Annotated in this window: 25 protein-coding genes and 2 pseudogenes; 14 read left to right on the forward strand and 13 right to left on the reverse strand. The window is 68.3% G+C overall.

Features of this window, described 5'->3' with window-relative positions; translation table 11 throughout:
• The coding region (locus tag E3O49_RS16890; protein WP_206750368.1) for a hypothetical protein at nt 1-338 on the reverse strand (338 nt) is incomplete at its 3' end.
• Between the two features lie 78 nt (nt 339-416).
• Between E3O49_RS16890 and E3O49_RS15195 the strand changes: the two genes are divergently transcribed.
• The 3 genes from E3O49_RS15195 to E3O49_RS15205 are packed head-to-tail and all read left to right on the forward strand — an operon-like array spanning nt 417 to nt 3,536.
• A complete protein-coding gene (locus tag E3O49_RS15195; protein ID WP_241978593.1) occupies nt 417-1,703 on the forward strand; it encodes a quaternary amine ABC transporter ATP-binding protein in 1,287 nt (428 codons plus the stop codon).
• Nucleotides 1,700-2,587 carry an ABC transporter permease gene (locus tag E3O49_RS15200; RefSeq protein ID WP_134402817.1) on the forward strand — a complete coding sequence of 296 codons (888 nt, stop codon included), beginning with the start codon at nt 1,700-1,702 and terminating at the stop codon, nt 2,585-2,587. Before E3O49_RS15195 ends, E3O49_RS15200 begins: the two co-directional genes overlap by 4 nt.
• A gap of 52 nt (nt 2,588-2,639) precedes the next feature.
• Complete coding sequence (locus E3O49_RS15205; RefSeq protein WP_134365205.1) at nt 2,640-3,536, forward strand: glycine betaine ABC transporter substrate-binding protein; 897 nt, start codon at nt 2,640-2,642, stop codon at nt 3,534-3,536.
• Nucleotides 3,537-3,585: 49 nt separating this feature from the next.
• Here the strand turns inward: E3O49_RS15205 and E3O49_RS15210 are convergent, their stop codons facing one another.
• The 5 genes and pseudogenes from E3O49_RS15210 to E3O49_RS15230 form a co-directional block, all read right to left on the reverse strand.
• Nucleotides 3,586-4,044 carry a flavodoxin family protein gene (locus E3O49_RS15210; RefSeq protein ID WP_241975938.1) on the reverse strand — a complete coding sequence of 153 codons (459 nt, stop codon included), beginning with the start codon at nt 4,042-4,044 and terminating at the stop codon, nt 3,586-3,588.
• Nucleotides 4,045-4,144: 100 nt separating this feature from the next.
• Nucleotides 4,145-4,738, reverse strand: coding sequence for an energy-coupling factor transporter transmembrane component T family protein (locus E3O49_RS15215; RefSeq protein WP_134365206.1), 594 nt, complete (start codon nt 4,736-4,738; stop codon nt 4,145-4,147).
• A complete protein-coding gene (locus E3O49_RS15220) occupies nt 4,735-5,415 on the reverse strand; it encodes an energy-coupling factor ABC transporter ATP-binding protein (RefSeq protein ID WP_134365207.1) in 681 nt (226 codons plus the stop codon). Before E3O49_RS15220 ends, E3O49_RS15215 begins: the two co-directional genes overlap by 4 nt.
• Nucleotides 5,412-6,032 carry a biotin transporter BioY gene (locus E3O49_RS15225; protein WP_134365208.1) on the reverse strand — a complete coding sequence of 207 codons (621 nt, stop codon included), beginning with the start codon at nt 6,030-6,032 and terminating at the stop codon, nt 5,412-5,414. Before E3O49_RS15225 ends, E3O49_RS15220 begins: the two co-directional genes overlap by 4 nt.
• Nucleotides 6,033-6,099: 67 nt before the next feature.
• Nucleotides 6,100-7,928: pseudogene (locus tag E3O49_RS15230) on the reverse strand (glycoside hydrolase family 15 protein).
• 29 nt (nt 7,929-7,957) lie between these two features.
• Here E3O49_RS15230 and E3O49_RS15235 point away from each other — a divergent pair.
• Nucleotides 7,958-9,334, forward strand: coding sequence for a glucose-6-phosphate dehydrogenase (locus E3O49_RS15235; protein WP_134402818.1), 1,377 nt, complete (start codon nt 7,958-7,960; stop codon nt 9,332-9,334).
• Between the two features lie 46 nt (nt 9,335-9,380).
• On the opposite strand, the gene E3O49_RS15240 is transcribed toward E3O49_RS15235, so the two are convergent.
• The 4 genes from E3O49_RS15240 to E3O49_RS15255 all read right to left on the reverse strand — a co-directional run bounded on the left by E3O49_RS15240 (nt 9,381) and on the right by E3O49_RS15255 (nt 11,779).
• On the reverse strand, nt 9,381-9,794 hold the full coding sequence (locus E3O49_RS15240) for a hypothetical protein (RefSeq protein ID WP_134365210.1): 414 nt from the start codon (nt 9,792-9,794) through the stop codon (nt 9,381-9,383).
• Nucleotides 9,795-9,884: 90 nt separating this feature from the next.
• Entirely contained in the window at nt 9,885-10,073 is a 189-nt protein-coding gene (locus E3O49_RS15245) for a hypothetical protein (RefSeq protein WP_134365211.1), read from the reverse strand.
• 258 nt (nt 10,074-10,331) lie between these two features.
• Entirely contained in the window at nt 10,332-11,138 is an 807-nt protein-coding gene (locus E3O49_RS15250; RefSeq protein WP_134451862.1) for a PspA/IM30 family protein, read from the reverse strand.
• Nucleotides 11,135-11,779: a hypothetical protein gene (locus E3O49_RS15255; protein WP_134402820.1), complete on the reverse strand. Its 645-nt coding sequence runs from the start codon at nt 11,777-11,779 to the stop codon at nt 11,135-11,137. The genes E3O49_RS15250 and E3O49_RS15255 overlap by 4 nt, the downstream gene beginning before the upstream one ends.
• A 191-nt stretch (nt 11,780-11,970) precedes the next feature.
• Here E3O49_RS15255 and E3O49_RS15260 point away from each other — a divergent pair, with 191 nt between their 5' ends.
• From E3O49_RS15260 to E3O49_RS15285, 6 genes are all read left to right on the forward strand, one after another.
• Nucleotides 11,971-14,178 carry a bifunctional alpha,alpha-trehalose-phosphate synthase (UDP-forming)/trehalose-phosphatase gene (locus tag E3O49_RS15260; protein WP_241975940.1) on the forward strand — a complete coding sequence of 736 codons (2,208 nt, stop codon included), beginning with the start codon at nt 11,971-11,973 and terminating at the stop codon, nt 14,176-14,178.
• A gap of 29 nt (nt 14,179-14,207) precedes the next feature.
• Nucleotides 14,208-15,902 carry a dihydroxy-acid dehydratase gene (gene ilvD / locus E3O49_RS15265; RefSeq protein ID WP_134365214.1) on the forward strand — a complete coding sequence of 565 codons (1,695 nt, stop codon included), beginning with the start codon at nt 14,208-14,210 and terminating at the stop codon, nt 15,900-15,902.
• Between the two features lie 35 nt (nt 15,903-15,937).
• Complete coding sequence (locus E3O49_RS15270) at nt 15,938-17,773, forward strand: acetolactate synthase large subunit (RefSeq protein WP_134402822.1); 1,836 nt, start codon at nt 15,938-15,940, stop codon at nt 17,771-17,773.
• 2 nt (nt 17,774-17,775) lie between these two features.
• A complete protein-coding gene (gene ilvN / locus E3O49_RS15275; protein ID WP_134365216.1) occupies nt 17,776-18,285 on the forward strand; it encodes an acetolactate synthase small subunit in 510 nt (169 codons plus the stop codon).
• Between the two features lie 75 nt (nt 18,286-18,360).
• Entirely contained in the window at nt 18,361-19,389 is a 1,029-nt protein-coding gene (gene ilvC / locus E3O49_RS15280; RefSeq protein ID WP_134365217.1) for a ketol-acid reductoisomerase, read from the forward strand.
• 206 nt (nt 19,390-19,595) lie between these two features.
• Nucleotides 19,596-20,732, forward strand: coding sequence for an FAD-binding oxidoreductase (locus E3O49_RS15285; RefSeq protein ID WP_134402823.1), 1,137 nt, complete (start codon nt 19,596-19,598; stop codon nt 20,730-20,732).
• 60 nt (nt 20,733-20,792) lie between these two features.
• Here E3O49_RS15285 and E3O49_RS15290 read toward each other — a convergent pair.
• A pseudogene (locus E3O49_RS15290) lies at nt 20,793-21,074 on the reverse strand (alpha/beta fold hydrolase); the annotation flags it as partial.
• Nucleotides 21,075-21,247: 173 nt separating this feature from the next.
• Here E3O49_RS15290 and E3O49_RS15295 point away from each other — a divergent pair.
• Genes E3O49_RS15295 through E3O49_RS15305 form a run of 3 tightly spaced genes read left to right on the forward strand, consistent with a single transcriptional unit; the run spans nt 21,248 to nt 23,244 of the window.
• Nucleotides 21,248-22,306 carry a zinc-dependent alcohol dehydrogenase family protein gene (locus tag E3O49_RS15295; protein ID WP_134402824.1) on the forward strand — a complete coding sequence of 353 codons (1,059 nt, stop codon included), beginning with the start codon at nt 21,248-21,250 and terminating at the stop codon, nt 22,304-22,306.
• 36 nt (nt 22,307-22,342) lie between these two features.
• The gene (locus E3O49_RS15300; protein WP_134365219.1) at nt 22,343-22,879 is read left to right on the forward strand and encodes a DNA polymerase III subunit gamma/tau; all 537 of its coding nucleotides are present in this window, start codon (nt 22,343-22,345) and stop codon (nt 22,877-22,879) included.
• Nucleotides 22,876-23,244, forward strand: coding sequence for a hypothetical protein (locus tag E3O49_RS15305; RefSeq protein WP_134402825.1), 369 nt, complete (start codon nt 22,876-22,878; stop codon nt 23,242-23,244). The genes E3O49_RS15300 and E3O49_RS15305 overlap by 4 nt, the downstream gene beginning before the upstream one ends.
• Before the next feature lie 10 nt (nt 23,245-23,254).
• On the opposite strand, the gene E3O49_RS15310 is transcribed toward E3O49_RS15305, so the two are convergent.
• Entirely contained in the window at nt 23,255-23,650 is a 396-nt protein-coding gene (locus E3O49_RS15310) for a DoxX family protein (RefSeq protein WP_134365221.1), read from the reverse strand.
• Between the two features lie 97 nt (nt 23,651-23,747).
• Between E3O49_RS15310 and serA the strand changes: the two genes are divergently transcribed.
• Nucleotides 23,748-25,340: a phosphoglycerate dehydrogenase gene (serA, locus tag E3O49_RS15315; RefSeq protein ID WP_134402826.1), complete on the forward strand. Its 1,593-nt coding sequence runs from the start codon at nt 23,748-23,750 to the stop codon at nt 25,338-25,340.
• 12 nt (nt 25,341-25,352) lie between these two features.
• Here the strand turns inward: serA and E3O49_RS15320 are convergent, their stop codons facing one another.
• Nucleotides 25,353-25,946 carry a TetR/AcrR family transcriptional regulator gene (locus E3O49_RS15320; RefSeq protein WP_134365223.1) on the reverse strand — a complete coding sequence of 198 codons (594 nt, stop codon included), beginning with the start codon at nt 25,944-25,946 and terminating at the stop codon, nt 25,353-25,355.
• Between the last annotated feature and the right edge of the window lie 17 nt (nt 25,947-25,963).

Genomic DNA, 25,963 nt, shown 5'->3' on the forward strand with positions numbered 1-25,963 from the left:
CGGTGGACGGTGAAACACCTGGAGGCCGGCACCCTGAGGTGGACCTCGCCGAGCGGGCGCGCATTCGTGACCGAGCCGGCCACGTTCATCCGTGCGGTGAAACCCGAAGCGCCGCCGCCGGAGCCCGACCCAGGGTTGCCTACCGCCGCTGAAATCGCAGATCCTGCGATGAAAACTCCCCCCGTGTTAGGGTAGTAGCTGGTCTTACGACCCTTCACCAGGACGCGAACACGCAGCCACGACCCCATTGGGACGGCCATTTCGTATGGTGAGGCCCTGACGGATGCGGTCCCATGATCGCTCCAGCCCACGCCCGAAACGGCGTCGAGGCCGGTCACGGCCTACCCGTCCGACACAGCGCGCACCCGACACGTCGGCCGTCAAGACGGCCGCGCCCGGCGTGCCGGGGAGAATCCGTGACCGAAACCATTGCCGTGAAGGCAGATCGACTGTACAAAGCGTTCGGGCGTCGCCCGCACGAGGTAGTCAAGAAAATGAAAGCGGGATCGAGCCGCGACGAGGTGTCCTCGCTGGGCACCGCCGCCGTGATCGACGCCTCCTTCGAGGTGCACCGTGGCGAGATATTCGTGGTGATGGGGCTGTCCGGCTCGGGCAAGTCCACCCTGATCCGCATGCTCAACGGTCTACTGGATGCCACCTCCGGCACCGTGACCGTGGCGGGTCAGCCGATCACCGGCATCCCGGCCGCCCAGCTGCGGGACGTGCGTCGCAAGAACATCTCCATGGTCTTCCAGCACTTCGCCCTGCTGCCGCACCGCTCGGTCATCGACAATGTGGCCTACGGACTCGAGGTGCAGGGTATGGGGCGCGAGGAACGCCTGGCCAAGGCCCGCACCATCATCCGTCTCGTGGGGCTCGACGGCTGGGCCGACAGCCTGCCGTCTGAACTCTCCGGTGGGATGCAGCAGCGCGTCGGCCTCGGCCGCGCACTCGCCGCCGACACCGATGTGCTGCTGATGGACGAGGCCTTCTCGGCTCTCGACCCGCTGATCCGCCGCGAGATGCAGGAACAGCTGATCGAGCTGCAGGCCGAGCTCGGCAAGACCATCATCTTCATCACGCACGACCTCAACGAGGCCATGTTCCTGGGTGACCGCATCGCGGTCATGCGCGACGGGCGGATCGTTCAGATCGGCACGCCGGAAGAGATCCTCACCGACCCGGCCAACGATTACGTCGCCCAGTTCGTGCAGGACGTCGACCGTGCCCGGGTGCTGACCGCTGCCAGTGTGATGGAGCCGGTGCGCGCCGTCGTCACGACCACCGGTGGTCCGCGTGCCGCCCTCCGCATCATGCGCGACTTCCAGACTTCCGCCGCGTTCGTGCTCAACCGCGACGGCAGCTTCGCCGGGGTCGTTCGCGACCGCGACGTGCTCAAACTCGTCAAGGCCGGGGACGCCGACCTGCGCTCGATCATCCTGGGCGACGCCGTCTCGGTCAGCCCGGATGCCCCGCTCGTCGAGCTGGTCGAACCCTCGGTTGAGAGCGACCTGGCCATTGCCGTCGTCGACGAGAAGAAGCGCCTGCTCGGCGTCATCCCCCGGGTGACCCTGCTGGCCGCGCTCGGCAACGTGAGCACGAACACCGGTGACCTGCCCGTGATCGAGCCGGCGGCGACCATCTCCGTCAGCATGATCACCGAAACCCTGCGCGAAACCGCGCTGGAAGGAGCCGCACTGTGAACGACTTCCGCCTTCCCCTCGGCACCATCGTCGAGGGCTTCATCGACTGGATCACCGACACGTTCGGTTTCTTCTTCGACTTCATCCGGGCCGCCTTCGACGGTGCGTATGAGCTGGTCGACTTCCTGCTGGTGACGCCGCCCTTCTGGGTGATCATCGTGCTCGCGGCGGGACTGGCCCTGGCCACCCGCGGCTGGAAATTCATGGTCGGAACAATCCTCGGCCTCACGGTGATCGTCGGCGTCGACCAGTGGGAAAACGCGATGGACACCCTCGCGCTGGTGCTCGTCGCCAGTGTGCTGGCGATCGCTTTCAGCCTGCCGCTGGGAATTCTGGCGGCCAAATCGACGGTGGCGTCCAACATCATCCGCCCGATTCTGGACTTCATGCAGACCATGCCGGCCTTCGTGTACCTGATTCCCGCGCTGATCCTGTTCCGCGTCGGCGTCGTTCCCGGCATCGTGGCCACCATCATCTTCGCGATGGCTCCGGGAGTGCGCCTGACCGAACTGGGTATCCGCGGGGTGGACCGGGAAGTCGTCGAAGCCGGCCAGGCCTTCGGCGCCTCGCCGTGGCGGATACTCCGCCAGATCCAGCTGCCGCTGGCCATGCCGACCATCATGGCCGGTATCAACCAGGTCATCATGCTCTCCCTGTCGATGGTCGTCATCGCAGGAATGGTCGGTGCCGGTGGGCTCGGAGCGGATGTCGTCGCCAGCCTGAACCGCATCGATGTCGCACTCGGCTTCGAGGCCGGCCTGGCCGTGGTGATCCTCGCGATCTTCCTCGACCGACTGACCGCGGCCCTCGGCACCGGCGACACCCCCCTCGGCCGCATCCTCGCGGCCCGCAAGCGTCGCAGCCAGCAAGCTCTGGCTGCCTGACCTGCTCACTGTTGCACCCCGGTCACCGTCAGGTGACCCGAAAGGAAACACCATGAAGAAACGATCACTGTCCCTCCTCGCCATCGGAGCCGTCGGGCTTCTCGCCCTGTCCGGCTGCGCGGCCTCCGAAGCGGAGACCGTCGGAAACGGCAATAAGGACAAGAAAGACATCACCATCGCCGTGTTCAACGGCTGGGACGAAGGCGTCGCGGTGTCCGAACTCTGGAAGGCCATCCTCGACGAGAAGGGCTACAACGCCGAGCTGGAATACGCTGACGTCGCCCCCGTCTACTCCGGTCTCTCCACCGGCGACTACGACCTGAACATGGATGTCTGGATGCCCAAGACCCACGCGTCCTACGTCAAGGAATACGGCGACGACATCGTCGATCTGGGGGCCTGGAACAAGGAATCACGGCTGACCATCGCCGTGAACGAGGACGCCCCGATCGACTCCCTCGACGAGCTGGCCAAGAACGCCGACAAGTTCGGCAATCGCATCGTCGGGATCGAGCCCGGAGCCGGCCTGACCAAGGCGACCACCGAGAAGGTCATCCCGACCTACGGCCTCGAGGACATGGAATACCTGACCTCGTCGACCGCCGCCATGCTCACCGAACTCACCGCGGCCACCAAAGCCGGCGAGAACATCGCCGTGACCCTCTGGGAGCCGCACTGGGCGTACGGTTCGCTGCCGATCAAGACCCTCGACGACCCCAAGGGCGCGCTGAAGGGCAAGGAGAGTCTGCACTCCTACGCCAAGGCCGACTTCGCCGACGACTTCCCGCGGGCCACCACCTGGATCAAGGGCTTCGACATGGACCTCGACAAGCTGTACTCGCTCGAAAAGGCCATGTTCGTCGACTACGACGGCAAGGACTACGAGCCGATCGTGGCGAAGTGGATCTCCGAAAACCAGGATTACGTGGACTTGCTCACCAGCAAGTAGCGCAACCCCACAAGGCCCGGATCCCCTCGATCCGGGCCTTTTTCGCGCACTATCGGTGGATGGCGGACACGATCGACCCCGCCCACGCGACCGCTTTCTCGAGCTCGCCCGCCGCCAGGGGACCGTGCGTGCCCTCCACGACGAACCCCACGGGCCTGGCCACGATATGGGCGCCCGCCCGCTCGAGGGCGTGCGCCATCTTGCCGGCGGCGTCTCCGTGGATGAACAGCCTGAGCCGCGTGTCGAACGCCGCGGCCCGCACCCCTCGCAGGGTTCCGTGGCTGAACTGGGCGAGGAACGTCTGCATCCGCGGCGAGGGACGCCAGCCGTTGACCGGGCCGCCCACGACGAGGAGTTCGACGCCGGTGAGACTGTCGAGTCCCAGACCGGCAACGGGAACGGCTCGGGTGTCCTCGCCGAGCTCTGCGGCAATCGCCTCGGCGATCACCTGGGTGTTGCCGAAGTTCGAGTCGTAGACGACGAGCGTGCTCATGTTTCCTGTGCCCATGGTGTCCTCCACTATCGGGTCCGGGGAGGTTCTGCCCTGATCAGTCTGCCCCCGGCCATGCGGACCGGCAAGGGATGCGGCGCCTCGGCCGGGGAGCGGTTCAGTCGTCGAGGCCGCGGGCCACCAGGGCCTCGCCGATCGCGTCCGCCGCATACAGGGAGCGCACCACGACCGGCACAGCGAGGGCCAGCAGAGATCCCTGGGTTCCCCGGGCCCGGCGGGCCTCGATCACCTCGGTCACGATCTCGGCGACGAGGGGGATGCAGCGCAGGGTGAGGGCCACGAGCAGTCCGACCCGGTCGGCGTCGATCCAGCGGCGCAACGGCCGCAGCATCCGTTGGAACCCCTCGAGCACGGCCGTGACCGTGGTGGTCAGGGTGAACAGTGCGGCCAGCGCCACCGCGATCAGCAGGCGCCCGGCCATCAGGCCGGCGACGGTCCAGCCCGCGAACAGAGCCTGCACGGGCACGGCGATCAGCAGGACCCAGAGGATCGGCCCGATCTGCTGCCAGGCCGGTGCCAGGGGCACGCGCGCCACGAGGTAGAGCCCGAACACGACCGCGAGGGCGGCGCCGAGTTGCCACGGCTCCCCGAGCAGCCCCACGATCATCACCCCGGCGGAGAGCAGCGCCAGCTTGAGCAGCATCGGTGCACGGTGGATGAGCGAGTGCCCGGGGTGGTACAGCCCGATCATGCCAGCAGTGCCCGATACGACCCGAGGGCGGCCTCCGGCGTGCCGTCGGCGACGACCCGGCCGTCCTCGATCACCACCACACGGTCGAAGGCGGCCAGCAACTCGAGCTGGTGGGTCACCACGATGACCTGCTGGCTCATCCCGAGCAGGAGCTCGGTGATCCGGCGGGCGTTCCGCGCGTCGAGCAGGGTGGTCGGTTCGTCCGCCACCACGATCTGCGGTTCAGCGACGAGCACGGCGGCCAGGGCGAGCAGCTGTTTCTGACCGCCGGACAGTCGGTGCGCCGGGTGGTCGGCATGCTGGCTGAGGCCGAACCGATCCAGCGCGGCCGTCGTTCGGGCGGCTACCTCATCCCGGGTCAGCCCGCGCCGCCGCAGGGTGAACGCGACGTCCTCCGCGACGGTGGGCATGACGATCTGGTTGTCCGGGTTCGTGAAAATGAACCCCACCTTGCGCCGCACCTCTTTGGCGTTGCGGGCCACGTTCAGCCCGTCGACCGTGACCGTTCCGCTGTCGGGGGTGATCAACCCGTTGATCAGCCGCACCAGCGTGGACTTGCCGGAGCCATTGGCGCCGACGATCCCAACCCTCCGCTCGGTGAGATTCAGACGGATGTCGCGTAGCACCATCCGTTCGCCGAACGCATGCGAGACCCCGTCGAAGCTGATCGAGCTCATCGGCGACCGGCGAAGACCTTCGACGTGCGGGCTGACCGGCGACGCACCGGGATCAGCCCGGGGTAGGCCTTGTGCACCTGGCGTGCGACCAGCACGGTGACGACAGCCTTGAGCACGTCACCCGGCAGGAATTTCACGCTGTCGACCGCCGCAACCCAGACCGGCAGGCCCAGGTTCAGCGCGGTGACCGGTACGCCGACGAGGTAGACCACGACGATGCCGCCCAGCACGGTCGCACCCAGCGCGGCCCAGAACGGGTAGCGGGGGAGCAGCCTCCCGGTCAGGTAGCCGATGACCACCACGCCCAGCAGCCAGCCGTAGAGGTAACCGGCCGCCGGGCTCGTGGTGAACCAGACCAGCCCGCCGCGGCCGCCCGACAACAGGGGCAGGCCCGCCGCGGCCAGCACAAGGAGCAGCGCCACGGCGAAGAAGCCCTTCCGGGCGCCGAGCACGGCGCCCGCCAGCATCACCCCCAGGGTCTGGAAGGTGATCGGCACGGCCACCGCACCGATGGTCAGGGCGCCCGGCAGCCCCAGGGCAGCGATCAGGGCGGCGAAGATGGCAATCTGCGCGAGATCACGGACGGTGAGTGTGCGGGTGCGGGTGCGTGCGGTCATGCTCTTCAATCTAGAATCCTCCGGCGGCCCCGTTCCGACGAAGACCTACAAAGAATATGACCGAACTCTATAATCCTGGGCCGGCGGCGGATGTTCCGACCGGCACGGAGCCGGCGACGATCGCGTCAGCCGCCAGCGCCAGCGCCAGGTGGGACAGCGCCTGCGGCGTGTTGCCCGCCTGGTGACCGTAGCGAACGTCGTACTCCTCGGAGAGCAGGCCGACGTCGTTGGAGAGTGCTACCAGACGCTCCATCAGGGCCGTCGCGTCGGAGCCCCTGCCGGACGCGGCATACTGTTCGACCAGCCAGAACGAGCACGCCAGGAATGGTTGCTCGCCCGCGGGGAGACCGGCCACGGTCGTGTCGGTGCGGTAGCGCAGCACCAGGCCGCCGCTGAGAAGGTCGGCCTCGATCGCGGCCACCGTGCCGAGCATCCGTGGATCGTCCGGCGCGCAGAAGCCGACCTGGGGGAGTACGAGCAGGGATGCGTCCACATCGCTACCGCCGAAGTACTGGGTGAAGATGTTGCGCTCCGCGTCGAATCCGTGCCGCTCGATGTCCAGCCGCACCTTCTCGCGCAATTCGGCCCAGCGCTCGACCGGCCCGTCGAGTCCGAACTCGCTCACGCCGCGCACCATCCGGTCGAAGGCCGCCCAGACCATCACGCGGGAGTGGGCGAATTCGCGGGCCGGTCCGCGCACCTCCCAGATGCCCTGGTCCGGGCGAGACCAGTTGTGCTCGAGGTAGTCGATCAGGGCCCGCTGCAGCGGCCAGGAGAACTCCGTTTCAGTGATCCCCGCCTCGCGGGCAGCGTGCAGCGCAACCAGCACCTCGCCGATGACGTCGGCCTGGAACTGGTTGACGGCGCCGTTGCCCACCCGCACCGGTCCGGCGCCGCGGTATCCCGGCAGGCTGGTCAGCTCGCGTTCGGGGAGGTAGCGTTCGCCCGAGAGCCCGTACATGATCTGCACATCCTCCGGGTCGCCGGCAACCGCCGGCAACCGCCAGCAACCGCCCGCAACAGCCAGGCCCGCCAGCCCTGGGCCTCCACCTCGTATCCGTGGGACAGCAGCACGGACCGGGTGAGGGCGGCATCCCGGAGCCAGACGTACCGGTAATCCCAGTTGCGGTGCCCGCCCCGGGACTCGGGAAGGGACGTGGTCGCGGCAGCCACGATTCCCCCGGTGGTCTCGTGCGTGAGCGCACGCAGCACGAGCATCGATCGCACCACCTCGTCCCGGAAAGCGCCTTCGTGGGTGTACGAGCGCGCCCAGCCCTGCCACCACTCGGCCGTGCGGTGCAGGGAGTCGGTGACATCCAGGGCGTGTGGCGGCTCCTCGTGCGACGGGTACCAGGCCAGTTGCAGGTCGACGGTCTCGCCGGCCGCGACGGTCAATTGCGAGACGTGCCGGTGGTCCGCCGGAGTCAGGCCGGGACCCCGCAGGATCACGGCGTCCGGACCCGCCACGGCGATCAGGTCACGCTGGTCTCCGCGGCGGAGCTGGCGAACCCAGGGCATGGTCGTCGCACAGCCGAAGCGGATGCGTAACTCCTGGCCCATCCGCACCGATCCGGAGATGCCCAGCACCCGGCGCACCAGGTCCGATCGCCGATCGCCGTGGGGCATGAAATCCAGGACCCCCACCTGCCCCGTCTCCGTCGTCCAGACCTGGGACAGGATGAAGGTGCCGTCGACATAGGAGCGTGTGCAGGTGGCCGAATCGTCCACGGGCGCCAGGAGCCATCGTCCGTGGTCCTCGTCGCCGAGGAGGGCCCCGAACATCGAGGCCGAGTCGTAGCGGGGCAGGCAGAGCCAGTCAATGCTCCCGTCCCGGCCGACGAGGGCCGCGGTGTGGCAGTCGCTGATCAGGGCATAATCTTCGATGTTGAGCGCCATGCAGACACCCTGCCAGCTAGGTTTGTCAGATGACCGCGCACATCTCGACGTTTCTTCTCCTGGGTGCGGGCGGGGACCTGTCATCCCGCCTTCTCATGCCCGCCCTGGGTCAGCTCCTGACGAAGCAGCCCGAGCGCCGGCTGCAGCTGGTCGGAGCGGGGCGGGAAGAATTCACTCCGGCCGCCTGGCGGGCCGTCGTGAAGAAATCGTTCGCCACGGCCGGAGCCTCAGGGTCCGCCGTGGACAGGGTCATCGCCGAGACCACGTATCACACGGCGAATCCCGCGGATCCGGCGGACCTCGCCCGGGTGCTGGCGGAATGCGAGGGCGTGCCGGCCGTGTACCTGGCCGTGCCTCCCGCCGTCGCCGCCCTGGTGTGTGACGCGCTCGCCGAGGTCGGGCTGCCGGCGGGCGCCCAGATCGCCCTCGAGAAACCCTTTGGCGTCGATGAGGAGAGCGCCGTCGCCCTGAACGCCCGGCTCGCCGGATTCGTGCCCGAGAACCAGATCCATCGCGTTGACCACTTTCTGGGGCGCTCCACCGTCTACAACCTGCTCGGGCTCCGATTCGCCAACCGGATCTTCGAACCGCTGTGGAGCAGCGAGCACATCGAGCGTGTGGACATCGTCTACGACGAGCAGCTCGGCCTGGAGGGCCGGGCGGGGTACTACGACCGCGCCGGCGCCCTGGTCGACATGATCCAGAGTCACCTTCTGCAGGTGCTGGCCGTGCTGGCCATGGAGCCACCGTCCTCTCTGGGAGCGGCCGACCTCCGGGATGCGAAGGGAATCGTGCTGCGCGCCACCCGGCTGCGCAACGGCAACCCCGCACGCAATAGCCATCGCGCTCGCTACACCGCCGGTGTCGTCGACGGGCACTCCGTGCCGTCGTACGTCGATGAGCACGGGGTGCGGGCGGAGAACAATACCGAGACTCTGGCCGAGGTCACTCTCGAGATCAACACCTGGCGCTGGGCGGGCGTCCCGTTCACCCTGCGATCAGGGAAGGCCCTCGCCGAGCGCCGCCGTGAAATCGTGATCACTTTCAAACCGGTGCCGTACCTGCCGACCGGGTTCGGCGCCCAGCCGGGCCCGACCGTCCTGCGGATCCTGCTGGTCCCGGACGAGATCTCGCTGGAACTGAACCTCAACGGCCCGGGGGACCCGCTCACCCTTGACCGGGTGCACCTCAACGCGGCATTCGGGCCGGGTCAACTGCTGGCGTACGGCGAGGTGCTCGAGGGAGTGCTCGGCGGGGATCCGACGCTCTCGGTGCGTGGGGACTCCGCGGAAGAGTGCTGGCGCATCGTGGCGCCGGTGCTTGCCGCCTGGCGCACGGATGCCGTACCCCTGGGGGACTATCCGGCGGGGACCACGGGCCCGGCGGATTGGAAACCCGTCGGCTGACTGACCCAGGAGCCCAGACCGGTCGGTCTGGCTGCTCGCGCCGCTCTTAAGCGACGAGTCGGGCGCGATCCGTCGACTCGGCCGCTTCGGGCGCGGCCGAGGAGAAGTGGGGCAGTGCCACGGGGGCCAGGGCTGCTCGCTCCGGCTCGGCCCACACGGAAATCGGGGCCGGCGTCCAGGACAGGGCCGTCGGCTCCGCCGAGACCTCGCCGCGCAGGGCAGCCGTCTCGATGCGCAGCACGGCAGCGAGCGAGGACGCGATCTGGTGTGCCTTCAGGCCGTGGAAGATCACATCGGTGTCGTCGCTGCTGCGGGGCACGAGGGTCCACTGCCCCTGGGTTCCGACAAGCTGCGCGAGCTGCTCGTGCAGAAGAGCGAAGACCTGTTCGTCGGTGAGCTCGGCCAGGGGCGGCGGGGTGACCGGCGCCACCGGTTCGACGCGACGTCGACGACCAAACATCGGGGAGCCCCTCTCGGCTGTGCTGAGTATTACTCCCAGTGTGCCGCCTTCACGCAGGCAAACCGTTCTGACACGCCGCAGAACCCCCGGTCAGTGCTCGATCTGGCGCTCGTCGGCGTCTTCGATGATCGTGCCGACGGCGACGGCGAAACTGAGTCCCCAGCCGATCCACATCAGGACCAGACGCCAGTCGTGTTTCTCGGTGCGGGTGGCGTGCAGGATGTTCAGCCCGCCGGCCAGTACACCGAGCATGGCACTGCTGAAAATGAACTTGCGCATAAAAGGGCCTCCTGCCTCCACGCTACCCGGCCCACCGGATATTCCTGTGATCCGACCCGTTTTTTCACCGGCCACTGCCCGCTGCCCGCCGCCCCACGAACTGCTCGCGAACCAATTCGACGGAGATTTTGCCGATATCGTGCCCCGGCGCACCGATTGGGTGGTTTTAACTCAAAATCTCCGTCGAATTGGTTCGACGCCGGGCCTGCTTCACCGGCACGGACTTCGTCGGAGCGGGCGGGCTGGTTCGCCGACCGGTCAGGGGGTGTTCGGGCCCTGGCCGATGCTCAGCCAGGCGTCGGTTCCGGGCTGGGGTCGGGCTCCGCCCCGGCTGCCCGGCCCGGTGCCGGGGGCGCTGCCCGGGCGGGAAGCGCGGGCGTTCTTCATCGCCTGGAGTTGGCGGTCGACGTCTGCTTTCGTCGTGCCGGCCGACAGCTGGCGTTCGAGGTCCGCGTCGGGCGCGGCGGTGGCATCGCTCAAGGCGCCGCTGGAGAGCAGCTCGTCGGTGGCGGCGGCGCGGGCCTGCATCTGCGCGACCCGGTCTTTGGCCCGGTCGAGGTTGATGCCGACATCGCTCATCTGGGAGCCGATCCCCGCCGCGGCCTGGTTGGCCCTCACCCGCGCCTCGGACGCGGAGTAGGTGGCCTTGATCGTCTCTTTCTCCGTGCGGAAGGCGGCGACCCGTTCAGCGAGGCGACGCTCGTTGTCGTGCAGTTGCGCCTGCTGGTGTTCCAGCGCGGTGTACTGGTTCTGCAGGGCCGCGACCTGGCTCTCGAGGAGGGAGCGGCGCTCGAGTGCCGTGCGGGCGAGGTCTTCCCGTCCCTGGTTCAGAGCCTCCTGGGCCTGGTCGGCCAGCCGCTGGTAGCGGGAGCCCATTTCCTGCCCCTGCAGCTCGATCCGTTTCTTCGTCGTCGCCACCTCGGCCAGTCCCTGCCGCATCTGCTGCAGCATCCTGACCTGTTGCTCGTAGCTGTCGTCGAGGGCCTCCCGGGGGTCCTCCAGCCGGGTCAGGGCTCGGGACGACTTGCTGCGAAGGATGACCCGCAGCCGCGAGCTGATGGTCATGATCCGTTCCCCCCGGTCAGACGGTTCGTTGACACCCGGTTCGTGGACCCCCGGTGCATCGCCTCAAGGACAGGAGGGGAGGGGAATGCGTCGTTGCCGTTGAGCGTGCGCAACTCCTGCACTCCGGCCCTCAGCGCGTCGACCTCATGGTCGACATCGGAATGCAGGGTCATCAGGCTGTCGTCGGTCAGGTCGCCGAGGCCGGAAGCGACGGCCGAGCGCAGGCGGCGCACCAGCACGGCGACCTGGTCGACCCGGCGGCGCGCCACCGGTATCGCCTCGGCGAGAACAGCGGGATCGCTCTCGCTCTGCAGCAGCCGCAACTGCGTTTCCAGCGTCGCGCCCTCGCTCCGGACCCGGCGAAAGAGCCGCGGGAGTTCGCCGAGCGGGCCCTCGCTGCTTCGGGCCAGGTCGACCGCTGCCTGCCCGCTGTCGAGAGTGTCCTGCAGCCGCACGCGCAGCTTCAGGACCTCGCGTTGCGGGCCCCGGACCACCCGGGCTTGTGAGCGCAGAACCGCGCCGGTCAGCATCCGGCTCGGGCGAAGGCGTTTGTAGAGCATGCGCACCACGACGAAGGTCACGATGAAGGAAACAAGGATGATGACGAAGAGTGCGATCAGCACCGAACTGAGCGTTGTCATGGGTCCGCCTTTTTCGAACGGTTCTCGTTGGGTCATGCCACGTCGCGACACGTTTGCAAACCAAAATACGCCGCTTTCCGACCCGCTGGTAGCCTTGAAAGTCCACCCAGGCGATCGCCTCCGCGCCCGCCGGAACGGACGAGACCATTTCTTCTTCAGCCGAACCCACGGCATCCGCCGATGGCCACGACGTGACCTATTCCCTGGTCGTGGTCTCCAACCGCCTCCCGGTCGAGATCGACGTCGCCGACGACGGCACCGAGAGTTGGCGCACCTCGCCCGGCGGGCTGGTCACCGCCCTGGAGCCGTTGATGCGGAGTTCCGACGGCGCCTGGGTCGGCTGGCCGGGAGTCGCCGACCGCACCTTCGAACCGTTCGAGAACGACGGCATCTCGATCGTGCCGGTGCGGCTGAGCGAAGCCGACCTCGAGGACTATTACGAGGGCTTCTCCAACGACACCATCTGGCCGCTGTACCACGACGTGATCGCACCGCCGAGCTTTCACCGCGAGTGGTGGGACGCCTATGTCCGGGTCAACCGGCGCTTTGCCGAGGCCGCCGCCGCCGCCGCGTCCACCGGCGCGACCGTCTGGGTGCACGACTACCAGCTGCAGCTCGTGCCACGGATGCTGCGCGAGGCGCGCCCCGACCTCGTGATCGGCTTCTTCAACCACATCCCCTTCCCGCCCTACGGGATCTACGCCCAGCTGCCCTGGCGCAAGCAGATCCTCGACGGCCTGCTGGGGGCCGACCTGGTCGGATTCCAGCGCCTGGCCGACGCGGGCAACTTCTCCCGGGCCGTGCGCCGCCTCTACGGTTACCCGACCCGCGGCGTCGCCATCGACGTTCCGGCGCCCGACGGCCAGACGCGGCGAGTGATCGCCAAACACTTCCCGATCTCCATCGACGCGGCCTCCTACGAGGAACTGGCCCGTGACCCCGAGGTTCAGGCGCGCGCCCGCCAGATCCGCGAAGACCTCGGCAACCCGAAGACCATCATGCTCGGCGTCGACCGCCTGGACTACACCAAGGGCATCGCGCACCGGATCAAGGCCTTCGGCGAGCTGCTCGCCGACGGCAGCCTGAGCGTCGAGGACGTCACCCTGGTGCAGGTGGCCAGCCCCTCCCGCGAACGGGTCGGGCCTTACATCGCGCTGCGGGACGAGATCGAACTGGCGGTCGGCCGGCTCAACGGGGACTTCTCGACCATCAGCCACACCGCCATCAGTTACCACCACCACGGCTACCCGCGGGAGGAGATGGTCGCCCTGTACCTGGCCGCGGACGTGATGCTCGTCACCGCGCTCCGGGACGGCATGAACCTCGTCGCCAAGGAATACGTCGCTGTGCGCTTCGACCGCGACGGCGTACTCGTCCTGAGCGAGTTCGCCGGGGCCGCCGACGAGCTCAAGCAGGCCGTGCTGATCAACCCGCACGACATCGACGGGGTAAAGGCGGCCATCCTCCGGGCGATCGCCATGCCCCGCCCGGAACGTCAGCGACGGATGCGCGCGCTGCGCCGCAAGGTCTTCGACAACGACGTCGCCGCCTGGTCCTCGTCCTTCCTCCGCACCCTCACCGAAGGAGCCGCCGTGCGCCCCGGAATCCCCGACGCCCTCGTGGGCGCGCTCCGCGAGGTCAGCGGCGCGGACAAGCTCCTCGTGGCCCTCGACTTCGACGGGACCCTCGCCCCGCACGTCGACCGGCCGGAAGATGCGCGGGCCGTGGACGGCACCCGGGGCGCCGTGCAGCGCCTGCTCGACCTGGACGGAGTGCGGGTGGCCTTCGTCTCCGGCCGGGCCCTGGTCAGCCTGCGGTACGTGTCCGACCCGCAGGATGACGTGCTGCTCACCGGCTCCCACGGGATCGAGGTGCAGCTCGACACCGCCGACATCCAGTTGGATCTCGTGGCCGCCGAACTGGAACAACTGGAAACCCTGAACCGGGTGCTCGAGGGCATCTCCGCATCCGTCGAGGGCACCTGGATTGAGCGAAAGCCCGCGGGGCGCGCCCTGCACACCCGCCTGGCCACGCCGCAGGCCGGCCAGGCCGCCCAGAAGGAGGCCAGGGACCAGCTCAGCGTGCTGATACCCGGGATGACCGTGCGCGCCGGCAAGGACGTGCTCGAGTTCGCGGTGCGGGGCAGCACCAAGGGGGACGCGCTCGAGCGGCTCCGCGAGTACACGGGAGCCGACCGGGTGTTCTACGCCGGGGACGACCTGACCGACGAGGACGCCTTCGCGGTGCTGCACGAGGGTGACCTCGGCCTCAAGATCGGCGCCGGGCCGTCACTGGCCGGCTACCGCGTGCGGGGGCCTGAGGAGGTTCCCCGGGTGCTGGGAATCATCGCGGACATCCGGGAGGCGGCCGCCACCGCGGCCGAGGCCCGGGCGAACTGAGCCCCACTTCGAGGTTCTAGACTCAGTGCATGACTGAGATCGATCTGAAGCCACGCAGCCGCGACGTGACAGACGGGATCGAAGCCACCACTTCTCGTGGGATGCTTCGTGCCGTCGGGATGGGAGACGCCGACTGGGAAAAACCCCAGATCGGTATCGCCAGTTCCTGGAACGAGATCACCCCCTGCAACCTGTCGCTGGACCGCCTCGCGCAGGCCGCCAAGGAAGGCGTGCACGGCGGCGGCGGCTACCCGCTTCAGTTCGGCACCATCTCGGTCTCCGACGGCATCTCGATGGGCCATGAGGGCATGCACTTCTCCCTGGTGTCCCGCGAGGTCATCGCCGACTCGGTCGAGGTCGTCATGCAGGCCGAGCGACTCGACGGCTCCGTGCTCCTGGCCGGCTGCGACAAGTCGCTCCCCGGCATGCTGATGGCCGCCGCGCGCCTCGACCTGGCCAGTGTCTTCCTCTACGCCGGCTCGATCGCGCCCGGCTGGGTCAAGCTCTCCGACGGCACCGAAAAAGACATCACCATCATCGACTCGTTCGAAGCGGTCGGCGCGGTGAAGGCCGGGCGGATGTCTGAAGCCGACGCCAAGCGGATCGAGTGCGCCTTCGCCCCCGGCGAGGGTGCCTGCGGCGGCATGTACACCGCCAACACGATGGCCAGCGTCGCCGAGGCCCTCGGCATGAGCCTGCCCGGCTCCGCCTCGCCCGCCTCCGCCGACCGCCGCCGCGACTACTACGCGCACCGCTCCGGCGAGGCCGTCGTCAACCTGCTGCGCCTGGGGATCACGGCCAGGGACATCCTGACCCGCAAGGCCTTCGAGAACGCGATCGCGGTGGCGATGGCGTTCGGCGGCTCCACCAACGTGGTGCTGCACCTGCTGGCCATCGCGAACGAGGCCGAGGTCGACCTGACCCTCGACGACTTCAACCGGATCGGCGACAAGGTTCCCCACATCGGCGACCTCAAGCCGTTCGGCAAGTACGTCATGAACGACGTGGACCGCCACGGCGGGGTTCCCGCCGTCATGCGCGCCCTGCTCGAGGCCGGGCTGATCCACGGCGACGCGCTCACCGTGACCGGCAAGACCGTCGCCGAGAACCTGGCCGAGGTCGACCCACCCGAACTGGACGGCGAGGTGCTGCGCACGCTCGACAACCCGATCCACGCCAGCGGCGGCATCACCATCCTCAAGGGGTCGATGGCCCCCGAGGGCGCCGTCGTCAAGACCGCCGGCTTCGACTCCGACGTGTTCGAGGGCCCGGCCCGCGTGTTCGAGCGCGAGCGCGCCGCCATGGACGCCCTCACCGAGGGCACGATCGAGAAGGGTGACGTGGTCGTCATCCGCTACGAGGGCCCGAAGGGCGGCCCGGGAATGCGGGAGATGCTCTCGATCACCGCGGCCATCAAGGGCGCCGGGCTCGGCGCCGATGTACTACTCTTAACGGACGGTCGATTCTCAGGCGGCACAACCGGACTGTGCATCGGCCATATAGCACCCGAAGCGGTGGACGCAGGTCCAATCGCCTTCGTGCGCGATGGTGATCTCATACGGGTCGATATCGCAGCTCGCACGCTCGACCTACTGGTCGACCCTGATGAGCTGGCCGTCCGGAGTGTTGGCTGGGCCGCTCTGCCTCCGCGCTACACCCGGGGCGTTCTCGCCAAGTATTCGAAGCTCGTGCAGTCCGCGGCCGTTGGCGCCGTGACCGGCTAGCTCACCATTCGCAATCGAACTAGGGATTTGATTTCATGACCGCGGACACCTCACCCGTGCCATCGCCATCGCCATCGCCCTCGCCCTCGACCGCCGCCGCGTCCGTGGACGCGGGCCAGGGCAAGCCGGAGATCCTGACCGGCTCGGGGGCCATCATCCGATCGCTGGAACTGCTGGGAGTGACCGACGTCTTCGGCCTGCCCGGCGGCGCCGTGATCCCGCTCTACGACGAGCTGATGACACAGGACTCCATCCGGCACATCCTGGTGCGCCACGAACAGGGCGCCGGCCACGCGGCCGAGGGCTACGCGTCCGCCAGCAACCGGGTGGGCGTGGCCATCGCCACCTCCGGCCCGGGCGCCACCAACCTGGTCACGGCCATCGCCGACGCCTACATGGACTCGGTGCCGATCCTCTGCATCACCGGTCAGGTCTTCTCGACCCTGATGGGCACGGATGCGTTCCAGGAGGCCGACATCGTCGGCATCACCATGCCGATCACCAAGCACTCCTTCCTGGTCAAGCGGGCCGAGGACATCCCCGCGGCCATCGCCTCGGCGCACCTGATCGCCTCCACCGGCCGTCCCGGCCCCGTGCTCGTGGACATCACCAAGGACGCCCAGCAGCAGAAGGCGCCCTTCATCTGGCCGCCGAAGCTCGACCTGCCCGGCTACCGCCCCATCACCAAGGCGCACGGCAAGCAGGTGCAGGCCGCGGCCCAGCTGCTCGCCGAGGCGAAGAAGCCCGTGCTCTACGTCGGCGGCGGCGTCATCCGCGCCCGGGCGTCGGAAGAACTGCTCGCCTTCGCCGAGCTGACCAACACGCCCGTCGTCACCACCCTGATGGCCCGAGGCGCGTTCCCCGACTCCCACCAGCAGCACCTGGGCATGCCCGGCATGCACGGAACCGTGTCCGCGGTGCTGGCCCTGCAGGAATCCGACCTGATCATCGCGCTCGGCGCCCGGTTCGACGACCGGGTCACCGGCAAGGTCTCCGAGTTCGCGCCGCACGCCTCGATCGTGCACGTCGATGTCGACCCCGCTGAAATCGGCAAGATCCGCGCCGCCGATGTGCCGATCGTCGGCGATGCCAAGGATGTCATCGCCGACCTCACCGCCGCCTACGCGGCCGCCGCGAAGACGACGACCCCCGACATCAGCGCCTGGTGGACCTACCTCAGCGGCCTGCGCGAGGAATTCCCGCTCGGCTACGCGGAACCCACCGACGGGCTGATGAGCCCGCAGTTCGTGATCCAGCGCATCGGCGAACTGACCGGGCCGGAGGCCGTGTACGCGGCCGGCGTCGGCCAGCACCAGATGTGGGCCGCCCAGTTCATCAAGTACGAACGTCCCAACTCCTGGCTGAACTCCGGCGGAGCGGGCACGATGGGCTACTCCATCCCCGCGGCGATGGGCGCCAAGGTCGCCGAGCCCGACCGGGTGGTCTGGTCGATCGACGGCGACGGATGCTTCCAGATGACCAACCAGGAACTCGCCACCTGCACGATCAACAACATCCCGATCAAGGTCGCGATCATCAACAACTCCTCCCTGGGCATGGTGCGCCAGTGGCAGACCCTGTTCTACGACGGGCGGCACTCCTTCACCGACCTCAACACCGGGCACGGCTCCGACATGGTGCCGGACTTCGTGAAGCTGTCGGAGGCCTACGGCGCCCTCGCCATCCGCGTGACCAGCGCCGACCAGGTCGACGACGCCATCAAGCTGGCGCTCGCGACCAACGACCGCCCGGTCGTGATCGACTTCGTGGTCAGCCGCGACGCGATGGTCTGGCCGATGGTGCCGCAGGGCGTCAGCAACAGCTACGTCCAGTACGCCAAGGACCATGCACCGACCTGGGGAGAGGAATAACCATGACCAGCCACGTTCTGAGCCTCCTGGTCGAGGACAAGCCCGGCCTGCTGACCCGCGTCGCCGGCCTGTTCGCCCGCCGCGGATTCAACATCGAGAGCCTCGCCGTCGGTCACACCGAGGTCCCCGGTCTGTCCCGCATCACGATCCTCGTCGACGTCGAGGACGCCCCGCTGGAACAGGTGACCAAGCAGCTGAACAAGCTGATCAACGTGATCAAGATCGTCGAACTGGACCCGGCGCAGTCCGTGCAGCGCGAACACCTGCTCGTCAAGGTGCGCGCCGACAACACGACCCGGTCCATGGTGCTGGAAGCCGTCACGCTCTTCCGCGCCCGCGTCGTCGACGTGTCCGTGGACGCCGTCGTGATCGAGGTCACCGGCGACTCCGGCAAGACCCAGGCTCTGCTGCGCGTCCTCGAGCCCTACGGGATCAAGGAAATCGCCCAGTCCGGCCTGCTGGCCATCGGCCGCGGATCGAAATCCATCAGCGAACGCGTCTTCAAGAACTGACCTGCCGGTCTCCACCGTTTGACCTTCCGGTCTCCACCAGCTCGACCCAATCCCCACACTAAGGAGAATTACCCCGTGTCTGAGATTTACTACGACAAAGACGCCGACCTGTCGATCATCCAGGGCAAAAAGGTAGCCGTCATCGGCTATGGCTCGCAGGGCCACGCCCACGCGCAGAACCTCCGCGACTCGGGTGTCGAGGTCGTCATCGGCCTCAAGGAGGGCTCCAAGTCCAAGGCCAAGGCCGAAGAGGCCGGTTTCACCGTTCTCAGCACCGCCGAGGCATCCGCCTGGGCCGACGTCATCGTCATCCTCGCGCCCGACCAGGTGCAGCGTCACCTGTTCGCCGCCGACGTCCTGCCGAACCTGGCCGAGGGCAAGGCCCTCGTCTTCGGACACGGCTTCAACATCCGTTTCGGCTACATCCAGGCCCCCGAGGGCATCGACGTCGTCATGGTCGCCCCCAAGGGACCGGGCCACACCGTGCGCCGTGAGTACGAGGCCGGCCGCGGCGTCCCCGTGATCGTGGCCGTGGAGAAGGACGCGTCGGGCCAGGCCTGGCCGCTCACCCTCAGCTACGCCAAGGCGATCGGTGGCCTGCGCGCCGCCGGCATCAAGACCACGTTCACCGAAGAGACCGAAACCGACCTCTTCGGCGAGCAGGCCGTTCTCTGCGGCGGCGCGTCGCAGCTGATCCAGTACGGCTTCGAGGTTCTGACCGAGGCCGGCTACCAGCCGCAGGTCGCCTACTTCGAGGTGCTGCACGAGCTCAAGCTCATCGTCGACCTGATGTGGGAGGGCGGCATCGCCAAGCAGCGCTGGAGCGTCTCCGACACCGCAGAGTACGGCGACTACGTCTCCGGCCCGCGCGTGATCGACCCGCACGTCAAGGAGAACATGAAGGCCGTTCTCGCCGACATCCAGAGCGGCGCGTTCGCCGAGCGGTTCATCCAGGACCAGGACGCTGGAGCGCCGGAGTTCCTCGCCCTGCGCAAGAAGGGCGAAGAGCACCCGATCGAGGCCACCGGCCGCGAGCTGCGCAAGCTGTTCGCCTGGAACGCCTCTTCCGACGACGACTACGTCGACGGCGAAGCCGCGCGCTAACACCCAAGCGCGTATCAACAACGGGGCCGATCCACACGATCGGCCCCGTTTGCGCGTTAAAACCGCTGATGGCCCGGGGCATGCGTCCGGGGTGCTTGCCGCGGCCGGCAGGTGTTTAACATGGTTTCCAGTGGATGAACCCGGCCGCTTCCACTTTCCTCACGCGCGGCCAGCAGACATCGACGACGGCAATCGCAGGTGAACCCATGGGCAAGCAGACGACACGGCAGCAGAGCGGGCATCCCCACTCCCTCGACGCGGTGAACGACCTGCAGAGGCATATTTCCGGTCTCGTGATCACGGTCGGCGACACCGGCTACGACGAGGCCAGACGCGTCTGGAACGGCATGATCGACCGCCACCCGGTCGCGGTCGTGCGGGCTGCCGATGCGGGCGACATCGGTCCGGTGGTGCAGTTCGCCCGCGCCCACGGCCTCACCATCGATAACCTGGTCGCCGCCGAGGTCCTGACCGCGGCGGGGGAGAACGTGACGGCGAGCGACTCCGAGAACTCCGAACTGCTCTGGGGGCTGCGCGGAGGCGGCGGCAACTTCGGGGTGGTGTCCACGTTCACGTTCCAGGCGCATCCGCTGCCCGCCGAGGTGTTCTCCGGCAACCTCGTCTACGGTCGGGACCGCTGGCTGGAGGCGCTCCGCGCCTTCGAGGCCTGGACCCGAGACCTGCCCGCCGAGCTGACCTCGATCATCAGCTTCCTGGTGCCGCCGCCCGGCTGGGAGCCGGGGGACGACCCGCTGATGCTGCTCGGCTTCGCCTGGGCGTCACCGGACATCGCGGCCGGCGAGGAGATCGTGGACCGACTGCGCCGGGCCGCGCCGCCCGACGCCGAGGTGGTCGAACCGGCGCGCTGGACCGCATGGCAGTCTGCCGTCGACGAGCTCTTCCCCCGGGGCGTGCGTGGGTACTGGAAGAACACCTCCTTCGACCGGCTCGACGACGACGTGATCCAGGTCATCGCCCGCCGGGCGGCCGAACAGACCTGGCGTGGGACGGGATTCGACATCCACCACATGGGCGGCGCGGTCGCACGGGTCGACGAGGAGGCCCCCCCGTTCCCGAACCGGGCGGCACAGTTCTGGCTGAACATCTACGGCTTCTGGCCCGATGCCGCCGACGACGAAGCCCGGATCGCGTTCGTGCGCGGGTTCGCCGCCGAGATGGAGCCCTTCGCCTCGGGCTGCCAGTACGTGAACTTCCTCGGGGCGGAACCTGACCAGGACCCGCTGGCCGCAGCATTGGCCGTCTTCGGGCCCGCGAAACTCCGGCGCCTCAGCGGGCTCAAGCGCACCTGGGACCCGCACGGCGTCGTTGACCCGGTTCAGTAGGGCGACACCGTTCGCGGTGTGCCGGAAGTACCCCGGCTCGAAGACGAGCACCTGGCGCACGAGCGACGGATGCCGCAGCGCCAGCTGCAGCGCCACGATCCCGCCGGCGCTCGCGCCGAAGACCGCGGCGGGGGCGAGGCCCAGCGCCCGAAGCAGCGCCGCGGCGTCGTCGGCGTGCCGGGCCGAATCACACGGCCAGTCCTCGCGGCCGCTGCGCCGGGTGCCGCGAGGTTCCCACGTCACCACGGTGAAACCGGCCAGGCGCTCGGCGATCGGCCGGAACATCTCGGCGTCGTCGCTGGCGGCACCCATGAGGAGCACCGGCGGACCGGCGCCGCGCACTTCGGCGTACAGCCGGCATCCGTTCAGGTCATACCAGCCGATGCGCGGTTCCGGGGCGCCGGTAAGGGCGAAGGGATTGCCGTGGGACTCCCCATCCGTGATGGAAAAAGTCTACGGGAGTACCGTGTTCGACGCCGGGGGAATACCCGGAACCCGTCGACGAAGGAGTCACCATGAAGGCGCTTGTTTACCACGGTCCCGGCAAGAATGCCTGGGAGGACGTGCCCGACCCGACGATCGTCGAGTCGTCCGACGCGATCGTGCGGGTCGACACCACCACCATCTGCGGCACCGACCTGCACATCCTGAAGGGCGACGTTCCGGCCGTGCAGGAGGGCCGCATCCTCGGGCATGAGGGCGTCGGCACGATCACGGCGGTCGGCAACGCCGTGCAGAGCCTCGCGGTCGGCGACCGCGTCATCATCTCCTGCATCAAGTCCTGCGGGCACTGCGTGAACTGCAAGACCGGGCTGTACTCGCACTGCCTCGGCGACGAGGGAGCGTCCGGCACGGGCTGGGTCTTCGGCCACCTCATCGACGGAACCCAGGCCGAGTACGTGCGGGTGCCGTATGCGGAGAACTCCCTGCACAAGCTCCCGGAGGGAGTGAGCGACGAGCAGGGCGTGATGCTCTCCGACATCCTGCCCACCGGATTCGAGATTGGGGTTCAGTACGGCCGGGTCAAGCCGGGTGACGCGGTCGCCGTGATCGGGGCCGGGCCGGTCGGGCTGGCTGCCATCGCGACGGCCGGGCTGTACGGCGCCGGCACCATCATCGCCGTGGACCTGGACGAGAACCGTCTGGAGCAGGCGCGCCTGTTCGGGGCGACGGATGCCGTCGTCTCGGGCGCCGCCGACTGGAAGGAGCAGGTCCTCGCCCTGACCGACGGCGCCGGAGTCGACGTGGCGATCGAGGCGGTGGGGATCCCGGAGACCTTCTCCATGGCCCTCGACGTCGTGCGTCCCGGGGGCAACGTGGCCAATGTCGGCGTGCACGGGAAGTCCGTCGAGCTGCACCTGGAAAACCTGTGGATCCAGAACATCAACATCAGCATGGGGCTGGTGAACACCAACACCACGCCCATGCTGCTCAAACTGGTGGCCCAGCACAGGATCCCCGCAGAGAAGCTCGCCACGCACCGGTTCAGCTTCGACCAGATCCTGGACGCCTACGACACCTTCTCCCGCGCTGCCGAGACGAAGGCCCTGAAGGTCGTGATCAGCCGGGTGTGACCATCCGAGTGTGATCAGACTCGGTACGCTGGAGCCATGACTTCTGGAACCGGCAACGGCGATAATCGGGACAGCGACGCCCTGGGCTGGGCCGGAGACGACGACCCCACGCTGGCGTCCGGGACCGAGACGGGGCGCCCCGGCGCGGCCGTCGAGCGACCCGCCGAGGCCCCTGCCGAGCAGGCCGGTGAGCCCGACATCTCGGAGGTGCCGGAGGGCTGGACCGTGGCGGGCCCGACCGCGGCCGTGGAAGCCGCCGAGGCAGCCCGCGGGCGGGTGCCGATGAGTTCCCTGACTCTGGTCGCCCTGGGCGTCTTCGGCGGCGTCTACCTGCTCTACACGATCGGCTGGTTCGTCGGCGTCGGCCGGATCCAGAACCCCCTGGTCGACGTGCTGGGCCAGTTCATGTTCTCCCTCGGACTCTGGCTGGCCGTCGCCGCTCCCGCGGTCTGGTTCGCGGTGACGTTCTGGCTGACCCGCACCCATCCGAGAGCGCGGATCGGCTGGCTGCTCCTCGGGGTAGTGCTGCTCGCGCCGCTGCCGTTCATCTTCGGAAACGGGGCGAGCGCATGAGCGACGCGAAACTGACGACATCCGCTGCCGCACCCGCCTCCCGGCGCCGTACCCCGCGCTGGCTCCGTTTCGGGATCGCCATCGTGTTCGGCCTCTTCTACGCGTACGACATCTGGGAGGGGATCGGCAACCTGGTCGGCCTGAACCAGACCGCGCAGGGCCTCGACACCCAGTTCAGCGGCTTCGGCCTGTTCGTGCTGCTGACCGGCATTCTGCTGCCCATCCTCGTCTACCTGCTGGCCGCCTGGCTCGGCCGTGCCAGGGGAGCGGGCGCCCAGGCGGCGCTGTTCCTCGCCGGGCTCTGCCTCAACGCGGCCATCGCCGCCGACATCTTCATGTTCGGACTCGGCAGTCTGATCGCCTGACCGGGTCCGGTCAGAGAATGGCCACCACGATCAGGCCCATCAGCACGAGCTGGCCGATCAGGCGCGGCACGAGGGGGATGGCGGCGGGGCCGAAGCGGTCCGGGTAGCGGGCGGCGAAGGCGTTCGCCGGGAAGACGGCGGCCAGAAAGACCACCAGGCTCACCCCGGCTGTAACAATCGTGCTACCGATCAGCAGACCGATGCCGCCGGCGATTTCGCAGAGACCCGTCACGATCACCAGATTCCGAGGGCTCAGCGGCCCGGCGAAACGCAGTCGTGGCGGGATCATCGCGGCCATCGTGCGTGCCACGGGCGGCAGGAAGTGGGTGATCCCGGCCCCGATGAAAACCACGGCCAGAACGATGCGGAGTGCCCACTGGACGTCCGGGAAGGTAACGATGCTCATGCCCCCATTCTGCAGCCGATAGAATATTGCCATATCGGGCGCCCCAGGGTCGCGGCGCATTCAACGCTTTTACGCTGCTATCGGAGGATCCGTTTTCGTGTCAAAACCAGTTGTCTTGATTGCTGAAGAACTATCACCTGCCACCGTCGACGCCCTCGGGCCCGACTTCGAGGTTCGCTCCGTAGACGGCACAGACCGGGTTGCTCTGCTCAATGAGCTGGCCACCGCCCACGCCGTGCTGGTGCGCTCCGCCACGAAGGTGGATGCCGAGGCCATCGCCGCCGCACCGCTGCTCAAGGTCATCGCCCGTGCGGGCGTCGGCCTCGACAACGTCGACATTAAAGCGGCCACGGCCGCGGGCGTCATGGTCGTCAATGCCCCGACCTCCAACATTATTTCCGCAGCAGAACTGACCGTCGGCCACATCATCAGCCTGGCCCGTCACATCCCGGCCGCCCACGGCGCGCTGGCGCAGGGGCAGTGGAAGCGCTCCAAGTACACCGGGGTCGAGCTGTACGAAAAGACCATCGGCATCATCGGCCTCGGCCGGATCGGCGCCCTGATCGCGGCGCGCATGCAGGCCTTCGGCACGAACATCATCGCGTACGACCCCTACATCACCTCCGCCCGGGCCCAGCAGCTCGGCGTGCAGCCGGTCAGCCTGGACGAGCTTCTCGCGCAGTCGGACTTCATCACCATCCACATGCCCAAGACGCCCGAGACCAACGGCATGATCGGCGCCGAGCAGTTCAAGCTGATGAAGCCCACCGCGTTCGTCGTGAACGTGGCCCGCGGCGGCCTCATCAACGAGGACGACCTCTACGACGCCCTCACCGCAGGCACGATCGCCGGCGCGGGCCTCGACGTGTTCGTCAACGAACCGCCGACCGGGTCGAAGCTGCTCGGCCTCGACAACATCATCACCACGCCCCACCTCGGCGCGTCCACGGACGAGGCCCAGGAGAAGGCCGGCGTCTCCGTCGCCAAGTCGGTTCGCCTCGCCCTGTCGGGTGAGCTCGTCCCCGACGCGGTCAACGTCGCCGGCGGCGTCATCGACCCCTACGTGCGCCCCGGCATCCCGCTGGTGGAGAAGCTCGGCCAGGTTTTCTCCGGTCTCGGCGCCCACAGCCCGCTGACCAGCGTCGACGTGGAGGTGCGCGGCGAGCTCGCCGACTACGACGTGAGCGTGCTCCGGCTCGCCGCACTCAAGGGCATCTTCACAAATGTCGTCAGTGAGACCGTGTCCTACGTCAACGCGCCGCTCCTGGCCGAACAGCGCGGCGTCGCCGTGCGCATGATCACCGACAAGGAATCGCCGGAGTACCGCAACGTCATCACGCTGCGCGGCGCCCTCGCGGACGGCTCGCAGGTGTCGGTCTCCGGCACCCTGACCGGCACCAAGCAGATCGAGAAGATCGTCGAGATCAACGGCTACGACGTCGAGGTTCCCTTCGACGAACACCTGATCGTGATGCTCTACACGGACCGTCCGGGCATCGTCGCGGTCTACGGCCGTGAGTTCGGCGAGGCGCAGATCAACATCGCCGGGATGCAGATCGCCCGCCACGTGGCCGGCGGCAAGGCCCTCAGCGTTCTCACGGTGGACTCGCCCGTTCCGGCCACCCTGCTGGCCAAGGTGCGCGACGCGATCGAGGCCGACATCATGGTCGAAATCGCCATCACCGAGTAATCACCCGAGTAGTCACCCGATCGCGGGTCGCTCGGCCATTCGCCCGATCACGGCCAGCAACCGGTCCAGTCTCGCCGCCGATGTCTCATCGGCGGCGAGCCGGCCCGGGGTCGCGAGGGTGGATTCGTAGTACAGCCCGTCACTGATGAGCATGATCGTCTCGGCCACGTCCGGGTCTCCCACCGCCTCCTCGATAGCGCTCAGCCACTGGCGCCGAGTTGAAGCCAGGGTGCGGTTGGCGAGCGGATGCGCCCCCTGCGCCAGGCAGACGGCGGCCCCGATCGCCTGGTCGAGGGGAGTGCCCTCGCTCATCGACGTGCGGATCAGGTAGTCTACCGCGCCCGCCGGCGCCGCCCGGATCCGCTCGACATCGTCGGCCACGAGCGCGTCCAGCCGCGACAGGAGCCCTTCGATCAGGGCGTCCTTCGAGCCGAAGTGGTAGAGCAGGCCGCCCTTGGAGAGGCCGGCGGCCGCGGCGACCGCCTCGAGGGTGCTCGCCCGTTCGCCCTGGTCGATCAGCAGCTGGGCGAAGGCGTCGAGGAGGCGATCGCGCGTGGGGGAGGGGCGCGGCGCGGTCCCGGCCGGGGAAGCGGGGGCAGAGGTCATGGTGCTACTATACCGTC

Source organism: Cryobacterium shii, assembly GCF_004402595.1.
GTDB lineage: Bacteria > Actinomycetota > Actinomycetes > Actinomycetales > Microbacteriaceae > Cryobacterium > Cryobacterium shii.

Excerpts from the sequence above, each read along its gene's own strand:
- E3O49_RS15205 (WP_134365205.1), top strand. The coding sequence starts at position 2,640 with ATGAAGAAACGATCACTGTCCCTCCTCGCCATCGGAGCCGTCGGGCTT.
- E3O49_RS15210 (WP_241975938.1), bottom strand. The coding sequence starts at position 4,044 with ATGGGCACAGGAAACATGAGCACGCTCGTCGTCTACGACTCGAACTTC.
- E3O49_RS15215 (WP_134365206.1), bottom strand. The coding sequence starts at position 4,738 with ATGATCGGGCTGTACCACCCCGGGCACTCGCTCATCCACCGTGCACCG.
- E3O49_RS15220 (WP_134365207.1), bottom strand. The coding sequence starts at position 5,415 with ATGAGCTCGATCAGCTTCGACGGGGTCTCGCATGCGTTCGGCGAACGG.
- E3O49_RS15225 (WP_134365208.1), bottom strand. The coding sequence starts at position 6,032 with ATGACCGCACGCACCCGCACCCGCACACTCACCGTCCGTGATCTCGCG.
- E3O49_RS15235 (WP_134402818.1), top strand. The coding sequence starts at position 7,958 with ATGACCGCGCACATCTCGACGTTTCTTCTCCTGGGTGCGGGCGGGGAC.
- E3O49_RS15240 (WP_134365210.1), bottom strand. The coding sequence starts at position 9,794 with ATGTTTGGTCGTCGACGTCGCGTCGAACCGGTGGCGCCGGTCACCCCG.
- E3O49_RS15245 (WP_134365211.1), bottom strand. The coding sequence starts at position 10,073 with ATGCGCAAGTTCATTTTCAGCAGTGCCATGCTCGGTGTACTGGCCGGC.
- E3O49_RS15250 (WP_134451862.1), bottom strand. The coding sequence starts at position 11,138 with ATGACCATCAGCTCGCGGCTGCGGGTCATCCTTCGCAGCAAGTCGTCC.
- E3O49_RS15255 (WP_134402820.1), bottom strand. The coding sequence starts at position 11,779 with ATGACAACGCTCAGTTCGGTGCTGATCGCACTCTTCGTCATCATCCTT.
- ilvD (WP_134365214.1), top strand. The coding sequence starts at position 14,208 with ATGACTGAGATCGATCTGAAGCCACGCAGCCGCGACGTGACAGACGGG.
- E3O49_RS15270 (WP_134402822.1), top strand. The coding sequence starts at position 15,938 with ATGACCGCGGACACCTCACCCGTGCCATCGCCATCGCCATCGCCCTCG.
- ilvN (WP_134365216.1), top strand. The coding sequence starts at position 17,776 with ATGACCAGCCACGTTCTGAGCCTCCTGGTCGAGGACAAGCCCGGCCTG.
- E3O49_RS15285 (WP_134402823.1), top strand. The coding sequence starts at position 19,596 with ATGGGCAAGCAGACGACACGGCAGCAGAGCGGGCATCCCCACTCCCTC.
- E3O49_RS15295 (WP_134402824.1), top strand. The coding sequence starts at position 21,248 with ATGAAGGCGCTTGTTTACCACGGTCCCGGCAAGAATGCCTGGGAGGAC.
- E3O49_RS15300 (WP_134365219.1), top strand. The coding sequence starts at position 22,343 with ATGACTTCTGGAACCGGCAACGGCGATAATCGGGACAGCGACGCCCTG.
- E3O49_RS15305 (WP_134402825.1), top strand. The coding sequence starts at position 22,876 with ATGAGCGACGCGAAACTGACGACATCCGCTGCCGCACCCGCCTCCCGG.
- E3O49_RS15310 (WP_134365221.1), bottom strand. The coding sequence starts at position 23,650 with ATGAGCATCGTTACCTTCCCGGACGTCCAGTGGGCACTCCGCATCGTT.
- E3O49_RS15320 (WP_134365223.1), bottom strand. The coding sequence starts at position 25,946 with ATGACCTCTGCCCCCGCTTCCCCGGCCGGGACCGCGCCGCGCCCCTCC.